This window comes from Staphylococcus caledonicus (genome assembly GCF_016238465.1).
In the GTDB taxonomy this organism is placed as follows: Bacteria; Bacillota; Bacilli; order Staphylococcales; family Staphylococcaceae; genus Staphylococcus; species Staphylococcus caledonicus.
Genome location: NZ_JABTXV010000004.1, coordinates 47,563 through 63,462, shown reverse-complemented (window position 1 = coordinate 63,462; position 15,900 = coordinate 47,563). Strand labels below are relative to the sequence as shown.

17 protein-coding genes are annotated in these 15,900 nt (G+C 35.9%); 15 read left to right on the top strand and 2 right to left on the bottom strand.

What is annotated here, in order from left to right; genetic code table 11:
• Positions 1 to 102: 102 nt before the first annotated feature.
• The 12 genes from HS848_RS10600 (at position 103) to HS848_RS10545 (ending at position 11,699) form a co-directional block, all read left to right on the top strand.
• Positions 103 to 1,308 carry a GTP-binding protein gene (locus HS848_RS10600; protein WP_198612301.1) on the top strand — a complete coding sequence of 402 codons (1,206 nt, stop codon included), beginning with the start codon at positions 103 to 105 and terminating at the stop codon, positions 1,306 to 1,308.
• 815 nt (positions 1,309 to 2,123) lie between these two features.
• A complete protein-coding gene (gene brnQ, locus HS848_RS10595) occupies positions 2,124 to 3,485 on the top strand; it encodes a branched-chain amino acid transport system II carrier protein (protein WP_198612300.1) in 1,362 nt (453 codons plus the stop codon).
• 191 nt (positions 3,486 to 3,676) lie between these two features.
• Positions 3,677 to 4,369, top strand: coding sequence for a class I SAM-dependent methyltransferase (locus tag HS848_RS10590; RefSeq protein ID WP_198612299.1), 693 nt, complete (start codon positions 3,677 to 3,679; stop codon positions 4,367 to 4,369).
• Entirely contained in the window at positions 4,366 to 5,925 is a 1,560-nt protein-coding gene (locus HS848_RS10585; RefSeq protein WP_198612298.1) for an ABC transporter substrate-binding protein, read from the top strand. The genes HS848_RS10590 and HS848_RS10585 overlap by 4 nt, the downstream gene beginning before the upstream one ends.
• 2 nt (positions 5,926 to 5,927) lie before the next feature.
• Positions 5,928 to 6,884: an ABC transporter permease gene (locus HS848_RS10580; protein WP_198612297.1), complete on the top strand. Its 957-nt coding sequence runs from the start codon at positions 5,928 to 5,930 to the stop codon at positions 6,882 to 6,884.
• A gap of 56 nt (positions 6,885 to 6,940) precedes the next feature.
• A complete protein-coding gene (locus HS848_RS10575) occupies positions 6,941 to 7,651 on the top strand; it encodes an ABC transporter permease (protein ID WP_408642071.1) in 711 nt (236 codons plus the stop codon).
• Positions 7,618 to 8,391 carry an ATP-binding cassette domain-containing protein gene (locus HS848_RS10570; protein ID WP_198612295.1) on the top strand — a complete coding sequence of 258 codons (774 nt, stop codon included), beginning with the start codon at positions 7,618 to 7,620 and terminating at the stop codon, positions 8,389 to 8,391. Before HS848_RS10575 ends, HS848_RS10570 begins: the two co-directional genes overlap by 34 nt.
• Positions 8,378 to 9,016 carry an ABC transporter ATP-binding protein gene (locus tag HS848_RS10565; RefSeq protein ID WP_198612294.1) on the top strand — a complete coding sequence of 213 codons (639 nt, stop codon included), beginning with the start codon at positions 8,378 to 8,380 and terminating at the stop codon, positions 9,014 to 9,016. The genes HS848_RS10570 and HS848_RS10565 overlap by 14 nt, the downstream gene beginning before the upstream one ends.
• 151 nt (positions 9,017 to 9,167) lie before the next feature.
• Positions 9,168 to 9,392: a hypothetical protein gene (locus tag HS848_RS10560; protein WP_107507318.1), complete on the top strand. Its 225-nt coding sequence runs from the start codon at positions 9,168 to 9,170 to the stop codon at positions 9,390 to 9,392.
• Positions 9,393 to 9,470: 78 nt separating this feature from the next.
• Complete coding sequence (locus HS848_RS10555) at positions 9,471 to 9,902, top strand: 6-pyruvoyl trahydropterin synthase family protein (RefSeq protein ID WP_198612293.1); 432 nt, start codon at positions 9,471 to 9,473, stop codon at positions 9,900 to 9,902.
• Between the two features lie 73 nt (positions 9,903 to 9,975).
• Positions 9,976 to 11,025 (top strand): ABC transporter permease, encoded by a 1,050-nt coding sequence (locus HS848_RS10550; protein ID WP_198612292.1) that lies wholly within the window; start codon positions 9,976 to 9,978, stop codon positions 11,023 to 11,025.
• Between the two features lie 11 nt (positions 11,026 to 11,036).
• Entirely contained in the window at positions 11,037 to 11,699 is a 663-nt protein-coding gene (locus tag HS848_RS10545) for an ABC transporter ATP-binding protein (RefSeq protein ID WP_198612291.1), read from the top strand.
• 73 nt (positions 11,700 to 11,772) lie between these two features.
• On the opposite strand, the gene HS848_RS10540 is transcribed toward HS848_RS10545, so the two are convergent.
• A complete protein-coding gene (locus tag HS848_RS10540; RefSeq protein ID WP_198612290.1) occupies positions 11,773 to 13,152 on the bottom strand; it encodes an amino acid permease in 1,380 nt (459 codons plus the stop codon).
• 186 nt (positions 13,153 to 13,338) lie between these two features.
• Positions 13,339 to 13,704, bottom strand: coding sequence for a MerR family transcriptional regulator (locus HS848_RS10535; RefSeq protein ID WP_198612289.1), 366 nt, complete (start codon positions 13,702 to 13,704; stop codon positions 13,339 to 13,341).
• A gap of 106 nt (positions 13,705 to 13,810) precedes the next feature.
• Between HS848_RS10535 and HS848_RS10530 the strand changes: the two genes are divergently transcribed.
• The 3 genes from HS848_RS10530 to HS848_RS10520 all read left to right on the top strand — a co-directional run bounded on the left by HS848_RS10530 (position 13,811) and on the right by HS848_RS10520 (position 15,758).
• Positions 13,811 to 14,431 (top strand): nitroreductase family protein, encoded by a 621-nt coding sequence (locus HS848_RS10530; RefSeq protein WP_107507323.1) that lies wholly within the window; start codon positions 13,811 to 13,813, stop codon positions 14,429 to 14,431.
• A 94-nt stretch (positions 14,432 to 14,525) separates the two neighbouring features.
• The gene (locus HS848_RS10525; RefSeq protein WP_198612288.1) at positions 14,526 to 15,191 is read left to right on the top strand and encodes an MBL fold metallo-hydrolase; all 666 of its coding nucleotides are present in this window, start codon (positions 14,526 to 14,528) and stop codon (positions 15,189 to 15,191) included.
• A 36-nt stretch (positions 15,192 to 15,227) separates the two neighbouring features.
• A complete protein-coding gene (locus HS848_RS10520; protein ID WP_198612287.1) occupies positions 15,228 to 15,758 on the top strand; it encodes a VOC family protein in 531 nt (176 codons plus the stop codon).
• Positions 15,759 to 15,900: the final 142 nt, after the last annotated feature.

The following is a 15,900-nucleotide window of genomic DNA, read 5'->3' as shown; positions in this document are numbered from 1 at the left end:
GCGAAGTAGTGCTAGCGTGTGGTCGAGTAACGTTGACAATTTTAAATATAACTGTAAAATACAAAACGTAATTATTACGATTTATAAGAAAGGTATGATTTTATGGGCAAAATTCCAGTAACTGTATTAAGTGGTTATCTTGGTTCTGGTAAAACAACGTTATTGAATCACATTTTAAATAATCGCAACGGTCAACGTATTGCGGTCATTGTGAACGACATGAGTGAGGTTAATATTGATAAAGATTTAGTTGCAGATGGTGGGGGACTATCTAGGACTGATGAAAAGTTAGTCGAATTATCGAATGGTTGTATCTGTTGTACGTTGAGAGATGATTTACTTAAAGAAGTGGAGCGCTTGGTACAACGAGGCAATATTGATTACATCGTCATTGAATCTACAGGTATTTCTGAACCAGTGCCAGTCGCGCAAACATTCTCTTATATCGATGAGGAAATGGGTATTGATTTAACCTCAATATGTCGATTAGACACGATGGTAACAGTCGTCGATGCGAATCGCTTCATCAATGATATTAACTCCGAAGATTTATTAGTCGACCGTGATGAAGGTGCCGACCAAACCGACGAAAGAACCATTGCCGATTTACTAATCGATCAAGTAGAATTCTGTGATGTATTAGTCCTCAATAAAACAGATTTAGTAACAGAAGAAGAATTAGCTCGTTTGGAAAATGTTCTCAAGAAATTACAACCTGAAGCTAAATTAATCAAAACAACCAATTCACAAGTAGATTTAGCCGATGTATTAAACACAGGACGTTTTGACTTTGAAACAGCAAGTAACTCTGCCGGTTGGATTAAAGAACTCACAGAAGGCGGACATGCCACACATACACCTGAAACAGAAGAATACGGCATTAGTTCATTTGTGTACGCAAGAAGGTTGCCGTTTCACGCGAAACGTTTTAATACTTGGTTAGAGAATTTACCTGAAAATGTGGTAAGAACAAAAGGAATTGTGTGGCTAGCGCAATACAATGAAGTGGCATGTTTACTATCACAAGCAGGCTCATCATGTAATATTAGTCCCGTTACATATTGGGTAGCAGCCATGGCGCCTGACCAACGTGAACAAATACTCCGACAACGCCCAGATGTTGCCCAAACATGGGATATCGAATACGGCGATAGAAATACACAATTTGTAATTATTGGAACAGACCTAGACCGCGAGAAAATTGAACAAGAATTAGACCAATGCTTGATTAATAGTGAAGAAATCCAACAAGACTGGAACGACCTAGAAGATCCATACCAATGGAAGATTACCAAAGCTACAAATTAATATGATTTAGCATTAAAGTAGTAAAACAGTTTGAGATCCCACCCCTCGTCTCAAACTGTTTTTTGTACATTTTTGGCAGTAGTTGTCTGAAATGAAGATGCGTTCAAGCCTCACTTTCTTCATTTCTAGCCAACCTTGCCGGGGTGGGACGACGAAATCTTAGAAATTTCATTAGATTTCTGTCCCACTCCCCCACAGGCGTGTCGTAATCAATACTTTGCCGTATTCAATAGATGTAATAGTATAGCTTCATGTTAATACAATAATTTGAATTAAATTTGTATTCTAAAACATACTTACAATTAATTGGAGTATGGTTATTTTAGTTATTATTTCAATAAATTGTTTAATAGAGTACGAAATCTCATGAGTAGTTGAATAACATAAAATATTTTATTAATTTGTCTTAGTAAAGTTGAGCAACTCACATACAAGGTTTATTGTCATTGTTCAAAGTAAAATTCACATATCCTTACGTAGTATTGTTGGCGAGACTCCTGAGGAAATAGGATGAGCGTCGAGACCGAGGCTCGACCCATCCTCCTCGGAAAGCGAGCCAAACAATACGAAGTATTGGTATTAAAAGATATTAGACTAACTACTCGTGTATATACAAAATAAGAGCCAACAATACGAAATATTGGTATAAAACATATGCCCATTTAAAGTATTGATACTAATCAAAACGTAAAAGTAATTTGAATAAATAAATACATTAAAGTAATTTTTTATAAATTTATTGAATATTTCGAACAAATGAACAACAAAGTTTTGTATAATAGCTAGTAAATACACAATTAGGAGAAACAGGACACATGATGAAACACAAACTTACAATCAAAGAAAACATCTTTATTGGTTCTATGTTGTTTGGATTGTTCTTTGGAGCAGGAAACTTAATCTTCCCAATTCATCTTGGACAAACGGCTGGTTCCAACGTACTACTCGCCAATCTCGGCTTCTTAATCACCGCAATTGGACTACCATTCTTAGGTATCGTAGCCATTGGCGTATCCAAAACAAACGGCATATTCGAAATCTCTTCAAGAGTAAGTAAAATCTATGCCTACCTATTCACAATCGCATTATATCTCGTTATTGGACCATTCTTTGCCTTACCAAGACTTGCAACAACATCATATGAAATCGCATTTTCACCTTTCATATCACCAGGTACCGGTAAAGTGATACTTCCAATATTCAGTATTTTATTCTTCTTAGTCGCATGGTTCTTTTCAAAAAGACCTTCAAAAATATTAGATTACATAGGGAAATTCTTAAATCCCGTCTTCTTAGTATTACTAGGAATCGTTGTGCTATTAGCATTTATTCGACCAATGGGTGGCATTGGCAATGCGCCAGTTAGCCCAGACTATAGCAACAGCGTATTACTTAAAGGATTTATCGATGGTTATAACACGTTAGATGCCTTAGCGTCACTCGCATTCGGTGTTATTATCGTGACAACAATCAAGAAGCTCGGAATCACAAGACCGAACGATATTGCGAAAGAAACATTTAAATCAGGTACGATTAGTATCGTCGGCATGGGCATTATTTATACGCTATTAGCCGTAATGGGTACTATGAGTTTAGGTCATTTTAAAGTCAGTGAAAATGGTGGTATCGCACTTGCACAAATCGCTCAATACTACTTAGGCGATTACGGTATTATCATCTTGTCACTTATTATCATCGTGGCATGTTTAAAAACGGCAATCGGGTTGATTACAGCATTTTCAGAAACATTTACAGAACTCTTCCCGAAAATGAATTACCTATGGTTAGCTACTGGTGCCAGCGTATTAGCATGTATCTTCGCCAACGTCGGTTTAACAAAAATCATTATGTATTCAACACCAGTACTGATGTTCATCTATCCATTAGCAATCACGTTAATTTTATTAACACTTGCAAGTCCACTATTTAATCATTCAACAATCGTTTACCGCTTTACAACATTCTTTACAGTATTTGCGGCGTTCTTCGATGGAGTTAAAGCAAGTCCAGAATCTTTTGCGAAGACTGGATTCGCTCAATCATTAGTAGGATTTGCGGAAAAATATTTACCATTCTATACAATCGGTATGGGTTGGATTGTACCGGCAATTATTGGATTTATTATTGGTTTTATCGTATATAAAATGCGTTCTAACAAAACCACACAAACTAAATAATATGACTCATTGTAACGAGTAGCCTGAGACATAAAACTCTCAGACCAAAAGAAAAATGATAATTTCTATTGAACCAAGATAGAAATTATCATTTTTTATTTTTAAATTAAATTCTTATTGTGCTTAATGAATTATTGTAGCACGATATAAAACGTAATTATTACGATTTATATTAGACGAGGAGAATTTTAATGACTAAGAGTTATGAGGTTTGGTGGCAAAAAGGGCAAGAATCAGACGATGATATGGCTCGTGACCATCAAGAAGCATGGGAAAGAACAATCCAAATGTTAGATACAGAAGACATTAAAGATAAAAGAATTTTAGATTTTGGCTGTAATCAGGGAGGATTTTTACGCCAAATGTACGACACAGTACCTTTCGAAGAAGGCGTAGGAATTGATTTAGCACGCGCATCATTGAAGAAAGCTGAAGAATTAAAAGGAGAACGTCCACTTACATATGTATTAACAGATACACCACAAGACACTCACAAAACATTCCATACTGCAGTAAGTACATCGGTACTTTATTTAATCGAGGACTTACGCCAACACGCAAAAGATTTAAAAGCAGTATTACAAGCGAATGGTGTCTATTACGCCACATTTGCGGACCATACTGACAATCCAAGTCGCCAATTTATGAACGACACGATTAATCAATACGGCGCTACGCCATCACAAAATCACTCTCTCAAAGATATTGTAGATAGCTTTGTGGCAGAAGGCTTTGAAGTGGCAGTTATAAAAGAACCCGTTCCGGATGTTATTGATTTAACGCATTATAGTGATTTTTACTTATCACCGAATGACTATTTGCGCACCCTATTTGAGGAGTCATTTTTAATAAAAGCTAGAGTGAAAGAAGGCGTTAATTTATGAAGAAAAGATTATTAATAACGATGGCTGCAAGTGCGTCTATTATATTAGCGGGTTGTGGTAATGGCGATGACCAAAAAGATAATAAAGAAGTCAAAGTGTCATTACCGACCGAGGCTAAAGCGGATAAATTAGACGCCCAAGGTTACGATGCGGCAATGCCTTTCTACAGTGCGGTGTATGACGCTTTAGTAAGATACGACAAAGATAAAGGCATCAAAGCAGGATTAGCCGATAAGTGGTCGGTAGATGACTCAGGAAAAGTATATGAATTTCACTTGAAAAAGGATGTTAAATTCTCAGACGGGTCACCGTTAAACGCCAAAGCTGTGAAATTCTCTATCGATCGTGCGAAAGCTATGAACAAAGAGACAACGGTAGAGACATTGAAGAAATTAGATAAAGTGGTAGTTAAAGACGACCATACCGTACAAATTAAACTTAAATCGCCTTCAAATCAGGTGTTAAACGAGTTAACACAAGTGCGACCATTACGTATTATGAGCCCACACGCAGTTGAAGGGGAAAAAGTGAATGGTAAGTTTAAAAAAGCCATTGGTACAGGTGCATTTGTAGTAGATGAACAAGGTAAAGAGAAGACATCATTGAAACCGAATAAACACTTTAATAACGACCATCCTGTTAACTACAATTTAACGTTCCAAACAATTGAAGATGGCGATTCAAGAAACTCAGCCGTTCAAAGTGGCGAGGTAGATGTCTCAGGTGGCGCCTTAGGTATGTTATCAGAACAACAACTTAAACAAGATAAGAAGAATAAAGATTTAACAATTGAAGATAAACCAAGTACGGTAAGTCATTTTATGGCATTTAACCCTAATAATAAGACATTAAAAAATCACGCTGTACGAGAAGCTATTAGCAAGAGTATTGATACGTCACAATTATCTAGTACAGAGATGAAAGGATTATTCCAAAAGAACGTAGAATTTGTGACTAAGGATAACCAGGAAAAACATGTATTTGATAAGAAACAAGCAGAAGAATTATTAAAAGATGAAGGTTACAACAAAAATGACGATGGCATCTTCGAAAAAGATGGCAAACCATTATCATTGAATTTAACTATTCAAACGGCAGAATTTCCAAATTGGAAAGACAAAGCTGAAAAATTACAACGTCAGTTGAAACAAGTAGGTATTAAATTAAATATTAAAACGTTAGATGCTCAAACATATTACGATACGCTATGGACTAAAAAGGATTACGATCTTATTTTCTATAGAACGTATTCTGATGCGTTAATGCCGTACAATTTCATGAATTCAGTATATCGCAATATGGATGGCAAACCGGGTGTATTAGCTGATGATGAACAACTTACTAAGAAACTTGATGACTTCCCAACAAAAGTTTCAAAAGAAGAACAACAACAAGCGTTTGATGACATCTTCAAACACTTTAATAAACAATATTATGGCGTGCCGATCGCTTATCCAAACGAAACATTTGTCTTGAGTGATAAAGTGAAATCATTTAAATTCTCAGGACTTACTGACGCACCAATTGATTATAAAACATTGAAAGTTAACGAGTAGCCATGATCAAGCGAACGCTCAAACTACTTTTATATCTCATAATCAGTTCGTTTATCATCTTCGTGCTAGTAGAAAAGACGTCGGGTAATCCCGCAATACTCTATCTACAACGACATGGTTATACGACGATTACACAAGAGCATATGGAGTTGGCACAACATAAACTAGGACTAGGGCGTAATATGTTTCTAAGATATGTTGATTGGGTGGGTCATGCATTTACAGGCAATCTAGGTTATAGCTTTAGTACAAATGAACCAGTCGTTTCAATGATTATAGAATCGGTCGTTCCAACGCTCGTCTTAATCCTTGTTTCTGCGTGTATTATGTTGCCATTTGGCTATGTCATCGGCTATCTGATTGGTAATCATCCACATCGACATTATGCGAAGACGATTCGTGGCGTGGCTCAAGTGATGACCTCTATGCCTGAATATTGGTTGGCGATTCTATTAATTTATTATTTTGGTGTTAAATGGCAACTGGTACCTTTTGTGGGAAGCGACTCGTGGCAACACTTTTTACTACCGATTATCACCATTGTGATGATTGAAGGATGCCATGTGTTACTTATGACGGCACATTTGATCGAACGCACATTGGATAATGATGCCTACCAACTTGCGGTATTAAGACGCTTAAATTTGGTTGCGCGCATTCACGTTCAAATTAAAGAAATTTTTGCGCCATTAATGACCATTTCGTTTAATAGTATCATTCACTTGTTTGGTAAAGCAGTCATTTTAGAAGTGATCTTCAGTATGTCCGGTATAGGCAAATTATTGATTACAGCGATTAATCAACGTGATTATCCTTTAATTCAAGGCATCGTCGTCATGATTATAGTGTCGATTATGTTGATTAATTATATTGGCGATTTAATTATTTTGAAAAATGAACCAAGACTACGCCAACAAGCAACGCTACGTTCTAAGTATGGAAAGAGGAAATCGTTATGAGACAGCAATTAAAATATTATATTGTGGGTAGTCTAGCGGTCTGTATCTTATTATTGATGTATGGTTACACAAAAATACAAGGTTCAGACCTGTCCTCTCCTTTACAAGCACCTAGTTTAAAACATTTATTAGGGACTGACCAGCTAGGAAGGGACTTCTTTACTCGATTGTTTCTGGGGACAGGCGTAACACTCGGTTTAACGTTTACTGTAATTATAATTAGTGTCGCAATTGGGTTAACACTCGGTCTTATCGCTGGTATTGAACGAAAGTGGTTCGACCAATTGTTAATGTTTATCGCTGATATGTTACTAGCGATTCCGTCATTTATTATCGCTTTAGTCGCATTGAGCTTGGTTAGTAATTCAATGCTTGGCTTAATCTATTCACTGGCACTCGCGTGGATAGGACGTTACTTAAGATATTTTAGAAATTTAACGAGAGATATTCAGAAACGCCCTTTTATTACGTTTGCGGTATTGAGTGGTAATTCTAAAGTGAAGACGACACTTACGCATACGATTCCACACTTAACGAGTGATATTTTAGCGCTTATCACCGCTGATTTTGGCAAGATTATGCTTAGTATTTCAGGTCTAGCGTTTTTAGGTTTAGGTATTAAACCACCAACACCTGAGTTAGGAACCATCTTATTTGATGGGAAAAGTTATTTTAACGGCGCGCCGTGGCTCTTTTTCTTCCCAGGTCTATTGTTAGGAGGTTGTGCGTTATTATGTCAGATGATAAACAGAAAGCTAACACGTTAAATCCAATATTAGATGTCCAACAGCTAAGTGTCTTTGAACATCAACGCCAACTCCTACATAATCTCTCACTACAAGTTGTACCTGGCGCATTTCATTGCATTATAGGTGAAAGTGGGAGCGGTAAGTCATTATTTACTAGAACTATATTAGGAATGCGACGTTCCAATTTAACCTATCAAGGAACGGTTAATTTTGATTTAACTAAAACTGATGCCGTATTCCAAGATGTTCAAAGTAATATGTTTCAAAATGTGACCTTGGAAAAGCATTTTCAATATCTCCATGAAGTGTCTAATTCTGATTTAACATGGACAGAACAAAGAGATGAAATTATCGCCATGATGGAACGTCTCGGCTTAGCGCAAGGCAAGCAATTGCTAAAGCGATATCCATTTGAATTGAGTGGTGGCATGGCACAAAGAATCGCCTTCATTATGTCATTAATAAGACGCCCGGACTACTTAATTTTAGATGAACCGACAAGCGCTTTAGATGCTGATAATAATCATAAATTTATGGATTATTTAAATGAAGTCATGCGTAAAAATCAAATGACGATTATTTTTGTAACGCATGATTTAAATTTAGTGAAAGCTTACGCCACACATATAAGTATTATGAAAGATGGCAATATTATTGAAACTGGGGAGGCGACTAGAATTTTAGAACACCCTCGTCACGCCTATACTGAGAAATTAATTTCAATCGCTTCTAGGAGAATTCGCCATGCTTCAAGTTAAACATGTAAATAAATATATCGACCAACGACACATTTTAAACGATATTTCATTCGACATGACGCAACAATGTTTATTAATTTGTGGAGAAAGTGGTTGTGGTAAATCGACGCTCGCCCGAATTATTACAGGGTTAGACGATGAATACACAGGTCAGATTTATTTTGAAGATAAGTTAAAAGAACAAACGCCTTTAAAAACATGGATGCAACATATCCAATATGTCCCTCAATATCAAAAAGACACGTTAGATGGACGTAAAACAGTTCAATACACCTTAATGGAACCCTTAAAGAATTATAACTTTGAGAAAAGTAGTTACCAAACAAGAATTGATAGTGTACTTGAACGTTGTTTGTTACCTAAGGACATTTTAAAGCAGCGGGTAGAAACACTGAGTGGTGGGCAGTTCCAACGTCTTTGGATTGCCAAAGCCCTGCTTGTTGAACCGAAAGTTTTAATATTAGATGAGGCGACGACCAACTTAGACGTGATTAATGAAGAGCTTATTATTGAAATGTTAAAATCGCTGAAAGATACGCAGTTAATTATTATTTCGCACGATTCATACGTTTTAAATTACTTTGATGGGCAAATGTTGAATTTAAATAATTATTCACATGAGTAGGATGTAAATCTCAATGTATATTTTTAATTGTAGACTATTTAAATTAATTTTAAGGTTTAATAAATTAAAAATTAGGGGATATCGTACTACTTGAACCTTTAATGGGAATTTATAAAGTATAAGGTTGTAAATTTGAAAGGGGAATAATTGTATGAAAATCTACAAATTATATTACCAACATTACAAAGATATCGTTGATGACAATGTATTAAAAGTATTTGTTTTAGCTAACAATGAAGATGAAGTAAAACAATTTGCGAAAAAAGCAGCTTATGCGATTGAAAAAATTGAAGAAGTTAGCCAAGAAGAATATGAAGAAGAAAGAAAAAATGACAATAGTTTTGGCCTTGAACACGCTGATAAATACTTAGACTAAGTCAATATTCTTGAAATCTAGCGCCTTACTGTAAAGTGAGGCGCTATTTTAAATAAGAATAAAAGGGGGAGAAGAATGATGGCACGAGATTTTAGCCATGTAGAGGTGCCTAAGCACTTTCAATATAAAAGTGGCCATACTATTCTAAAACAAAGTTATGATTTTATCTGTGATAATCGTATTTATTTTAATGAAACAGTGTATCGTGATTTAACGCAACATTCTTATCGTTTATACGTGGATGTGTTGTCGCCTATCGGACAATATGGTTTGGGATTAGATTTTAATGATGTAGATGCCATTTATAAGCAACACATTGAACCTAAATTACATCACCAATTGCTCAACGACACTTTGCCTAATATGAATACAACGGCAGAAAATATCGCCATGTGGATTTGGGATACTTTTGAGCAACATCTACCTAAAGATACTTCGATGTATAACTTAGAGTTATTTGAGACGGAACGACATGGGGTAAGTCTAAATCGTACGCTTATGAATAAGTAAGCGTAAATTATAAGTAAAACGATATAATATAGTAATTAAAATATTGATATACTTAGAGAAAAGGAGGGATTAAATGTTCTTAGCATGGAATGAGATTAAACGTAACAAATTGAAATTTGGTTTGATTATTGGAATTCTAGTCTTAATCAGTTATTTACTGTTTTTATTATCTGGCCTAGCTAACGGTTTAATTAATATGAATACAGAAGGCATTAAAAAGTGGAAAGCTGATGCGATTGTTTTAAATAAAGATGCGAACCAAACGGTACAACAATCTGTATTTAAGACTTCTAAAGCACAAGATACTTTTAAAGAGACGGCACCATTGAAACAAATGGGAGTCATTGCCTCAAATCAAGATAGTGAAGAAAATGCCTTACTCTTTGGCGTAGATGCGAAGTCATTTTTAATACCTAAAATAGTAGACGGCAAGACATTTAGTAAAGATAACGACGTCGTTATCGATCAAACTTTAAAAGATAAAGGATTTAAAGTAGGCGATACATTAAAATTATCACAGTCTGATGAAAAGTTACATATTGTAGGTGTCTCAGAAAGTGCTAAATATAATGCTTCACCTGTTATTTTTACTAATAATAAGACAATTGCCAAGGTTAATCCGGTATTAGGAAAAGATAAAACTAACGCAATCGTTGTTCGAGATAAAGAGTGGAAAGATAAAAAAGTTGATAGTGACTTAGAGGTTGTTGGTATGGATGCCTTTGTAGAAAACTTACCTGGCTATAAACCACAAAATCTAACAATGAACTTTATGATTACATTCTTATTTGTCATTTCAGCGACAGTTATCGGTGTCTTCTTATATGTCATTACCTTGCAGAAAAAGAATTTATTCGGTGTGTTAAAAGCGCAAGGATTTACTAATGGCTTTCTTATGAAGATGGTGTTAGCACAGACCTTTATTCTCGCATTCATTGGTACACTTATAGGGTTGATTCTGACGCTACTTACTAGTCTTGTATTACCAGAAGCTGTACCCGTTCAATTTAACATCGGTACATTGCTAATCTTTGGGCTTGTACTCATTCTGACATCACTTGTCGGTAGTTTATTCTCAGTATTATCAATTCGCAAGATAGATCCACTTAAGGCAATAGGATAGGAGGTGCCACAATGTTAAAATTTGAGAATGTAACCAAAGAATTCCAAGACGGAAATCGTATTATTGAAGCGGTTAAATCGACTTCTTTAAGTTTTGAAAAAGGTGAACTAATAGCCATTGTCGGCCCTTCAGGTTCCGGGAAAAGTACGTTCCTTACGATGGCCGGGGCATTACAAACGCCGACATCTGGAGAGATATTTATCAACGAGAAGAATATTTCTAAACTTAGCCAAAAACAGTTGGCCAACATGAGAATGAAAGAAATTGGATTTATATTACAAGCAACTAATTTAGTGCCGTTCTTAACAATCAAACAACAATTTCATTTATTGAAAAGCTATAAAAAAGACGTGTTAAGTAGCGAAGAATATACTAAACTGCTTGAAGATTTAGGCTTAAAAGACTTAGAAAATAAATTACCTTCAGAAGTGTCTGGAGGACAAAAACAACGTGTCGCGATTGCGAAAGCGATTTATACACAACCTTCTATTATTTTAGCCGATGAGCCTACTGCTTCATTAGATACTGAAAATGCGATGGCAGTTATGGAAATTTTAAAAGAACAATCTAAACAACGTGATAAAACATGTATTATTGTGACTCACGATGAGCGATTAACACAGTTTTGCGACAAAGTCTTTCATATGGAAGACGGTCATTTAACTGAAAAATAGAGACTAAATAAATCCCCTGTACCACATCACACTCTTAGTGATTGTACAGGGGATTCGTCTATTTATAATGAATTTATTCACTTTCCATTTGTACTTCTGCTTTTTCAGATTCTTTTTTATATCGTTGATACATAAGTAATAATACGGCTCCCCAAACGGGTGCGAATAGTACCGCATAACGTGTACTACTACTAATTAATAAAATGATAAAGATAAATGCAAAGAAGACAAGTATAGCATATGCCATATATTTACCACCTGGCATTTTGAACTTGCTTTCTTTATGTAATTTAGGATTTCTTTTCACAAAACCTAAATATGCAAAGATAATACATGTCCAAATCATAATATTTAATACCGTTGAGAAAGTAGTTATTTGAACGAATACTTTTGTCGCATCTTTGAAAATTGCGTTAAGTATAACTGAGATACTAAGTAATCCGCATGTTACTAAGATGGCGTAGTAAGGCACACCATGTTTATTTGTTTTATGGAAGAATGGCGGTCCTTGTTTACGACCTGCTAAACCGAATAGTGTACGGCTATTCGCAAAGATTCCACTATTACATGATGATGCTGCCGCAGTTAACACTACAAAGTTAATGATACCTGCTGCGAACGGAATACCGACTAACCCGAATAACTTAACGTATGGACTTTCTTCAGGATTTAATTTATCCCATGGTACCACTGACATAATCACGGCTAAAGAACCGATATAGAAAATTAAAATTCGGAATGGCACGTTATTAATCGCTTGAGGAATCGTTTTATGTGGGTTCTTCGTTTCCCCAGCAGTAATACCAATAAGCTCGATACCTATAAATGAGAAAATAGCCATTTGGAATGACATGAAGAAACCTGATGCTCCGTTAGGGAAGAAGCCTCCATTTCCCCAAATATTATCGACGCTTGCTGGTCCGTAAGGTGTCTTCATCGCAAAGACAATCATCACGATACCAACTACGATTAAAGCTAAGATCGTCGTTACTTTAATAATAGATAACCAGAATTCAAGTTCTCCAAATAATTTGGCACTGAACAGGTTCATTGTCACTAATACAATAATTGTAAAAGCAGCTGTAATCCAGTTTGGCATTGCTGGATACCAATATTCGACATATTTAGCGACGGCTGTAACTTCAGCCATGCCTGAAATAATCCAGGTTAACCAATAGGTCCAACCGACCATAAACCCTGCCATGGGTCCTATATGATGGTGGGCAATATCACCAAATGATTTAAACCCTAAGTTTGATAGTAAAATTTCGCCCATTGCGCGCATAAACATAAATAATACGAAACCAACGATGATATATGTAAGTAATATCGAAGGCCCTGCTAAATGAACTGAAGCGCCGGCGCCTAGGAAAAGTCCAGTACCGATTGCGCCGCCAATCGCAATAAGTTGTATATGCCTATTGCTTAATTCTCTTTGCAGTTTGTCTGCCATAATTTTCTTCCCCTTCGTGAGTATATATCTGACTGAAAATTATGACTGAAATACGTATACTCTTCGTTATATCATAAATAATTATTCTAAGTTTTGAATTATTTATTTTGACAAAATTTATAATACCCCATTTAATTGTTTTTAATCATGAATTAATTAATCCGATGACATTAATCGAGAATAAATTTAATTATTTTCATAAGTATAAGACCAATCTTTATCTTTTAAACGATGTTCTATCGCTTCAATACGTTTAGTAATAAGCGCTTGTTCAGACTTTAAAACTTCTAAATGAGTTTCTAGAATGTCGGGCACGGTTGTCTGATTAGAAGAAAGTTGATGCATGTATTGCTTAATTTCTTTAAGCGGCATATTGAGCAATGTGAAGCATTGGATGAGGCTAATAAGTTCAATATCTTTCTCGGTATAAATACGTTTATTATTGGCATCACGTTGGATATTAGTTAATATGTCGTGCTTTTCATAGTAACGTAGTTTGCTTTTAGAAATCTTGCAACGCTCGGAAACATCTTGGATATAATAGGTAGTCATGTAAGCAAATCCTTTCTCTTAAACTATGGTTTAACTGGTAATCTATTCTACATAAAATAAAGCTAGAGATAAACGAAAATATTAAAATGAGAAAGTAGGCTTAAAGATGAATGATTTTAATGAAATATTAGAAGGTCGTAAATCTGTAAAAGGGTTTGACCCAGATTATAAAATTCCACATGAAGAAATGAATGAAATGATTGCGAAAGCGACGAAAGCACCGTCTTCAGTTAACATGCAACCATGGCGCTTTGTAGTTGTTGAAAGTGATGAAGCGAAAGCAAAATTACGTCCATTAATCCAATTTAATACGAATCAAAATGATACCTCTTCAGCAATGATTGTCATCTTCGGAGACTTACAATGTTACGAAGAAGGCGAATATATCTATGAACAAGCCGTGAAACATGGCCATATGCCTCAAGAAGTGAAAGACCAAATGTTGCCAATCGTATTAGAGAATTATAAACAACGCACACGTCAATCGATGAGCGACATTGTCAAAATAGATAGCAGTCTTGCCGCAATGCAGTTGATGCTAGTTGCTAAACAACACGGTTATGATACTAATCCAATTGGTGGCTTTGAACAAGAAGAGATTGGTAAAGCGTTTGGTTATGACTTAGATCGCTACGTCCCTGTCATGATTATTGCAATTGGTAAGCAAGCTAAAGAAGCACATACGTCATTTAGAATGCCAGTTGAACGCGTCGTAGATTATCAATAAACACGCGCTACGCTTTAATTTTGCTTAACAACTAATGCGATATATTAAATAGGGTATAAATAATAGACCAATTTTTGGAAAAGGGTGAAATGGTATGACAAATAATCAATTAGAAACACTTACATTAGTAGGAAAAGGAATATATGAAACTTCTACTTCTGTACTTCCGTTCGATCGTAGATATCTAATGAAATCTTTCATTTTAGAACGTCCAGAAGGGAATGTAGTGATTTACCATTCTCCAGGTCTTAACCAAGCTAAAGACGATATCAATGCATTAGGCGGTGCGACGCGCGTATTAATGAACCATGACCATGAATCACTAGGTGGTAAGCCAGCCATAGACTTACCATTCTGGATTCACCAAGATGATGCGAAAGCCATTAGCAACACAGTTAAAGTAGACGGTTATTTTAAACAACGTGAAAAGCTAGCTGATGATCTCGAAGTGATTCCGACGCCTGGTCATACACCTGGAACGACAATGTTCTTGTGGGATAATGGTGAACATCGCTATTTATTTACAGGCGACTTCCTATGCGTTGAGGAGGGTGAATGGCGCACCGTAATTTTAGGTTCAAGCGATAGAGAAGCGTCTCTTCAAAGTTTAGAACTGATTCGCGATTTAGATTTTGACGCAATTGTGCCGTGGGTCGCTATTAAAGATGAACCTTCCGTCTTTTTTGCTGAAAATGAGGCCGACAAACGCCAACGCATTCAAGCGATTATTGATCGTGTACGAGATGGTGCTAATACTTAAAACGGACAGCACAATATTGAGGGGGGGTTAGTACAAATGAATCGTGGAATTAATCATATTGGTCTAACAGTACCAGACATGGAAGAAGCGACAGACTTTTTCAAACAAGGTCTTAATGGCAAGATTGCTTACGATAGTCAGAAGAAGTCTGATGAGCCACGTGGCGGTGACTATGGCGAGCACGTACTTGGTTTGGAAAAGGGCGCAGCTATTATTCATAAACGTATGATGGTCTTTGGCAATGGATCAAATATTGAAATGTTCGAGTTTGAAAATGCGCATCAAGGTTCCTCTCAATCATTACAAGACATTGGCTTTACGCATATCTCGTTCTACATAGAAGCCGAAGACTTTGAACGCGTATTACAACAAGTAACCGAAGCGGGTGGTCAGCCTATCTCTGAACCTCATGCGAACACTAAGTATGAGGATACAGAAGGTAATCAAACTGTCTATGTGAAAAGTCCATGGGGTAGCTTGATAGAACTACAAACCATTCCAAACGGTTATTACTATCCGGAAGACAGTGAAGCCCAAGTGTTTGTGCCAAAACAGACGGATATTTAAATGCTAAATAACTACAAATTAACAACAATATTACACATTTGTTATATTAATAAAGTTTATATTTTATTATCTCAAAATACGGTATACTTCCATTAATAAGATCTTCCAATGAGTACGCAGTAAATTAAGGGACAGCGATACT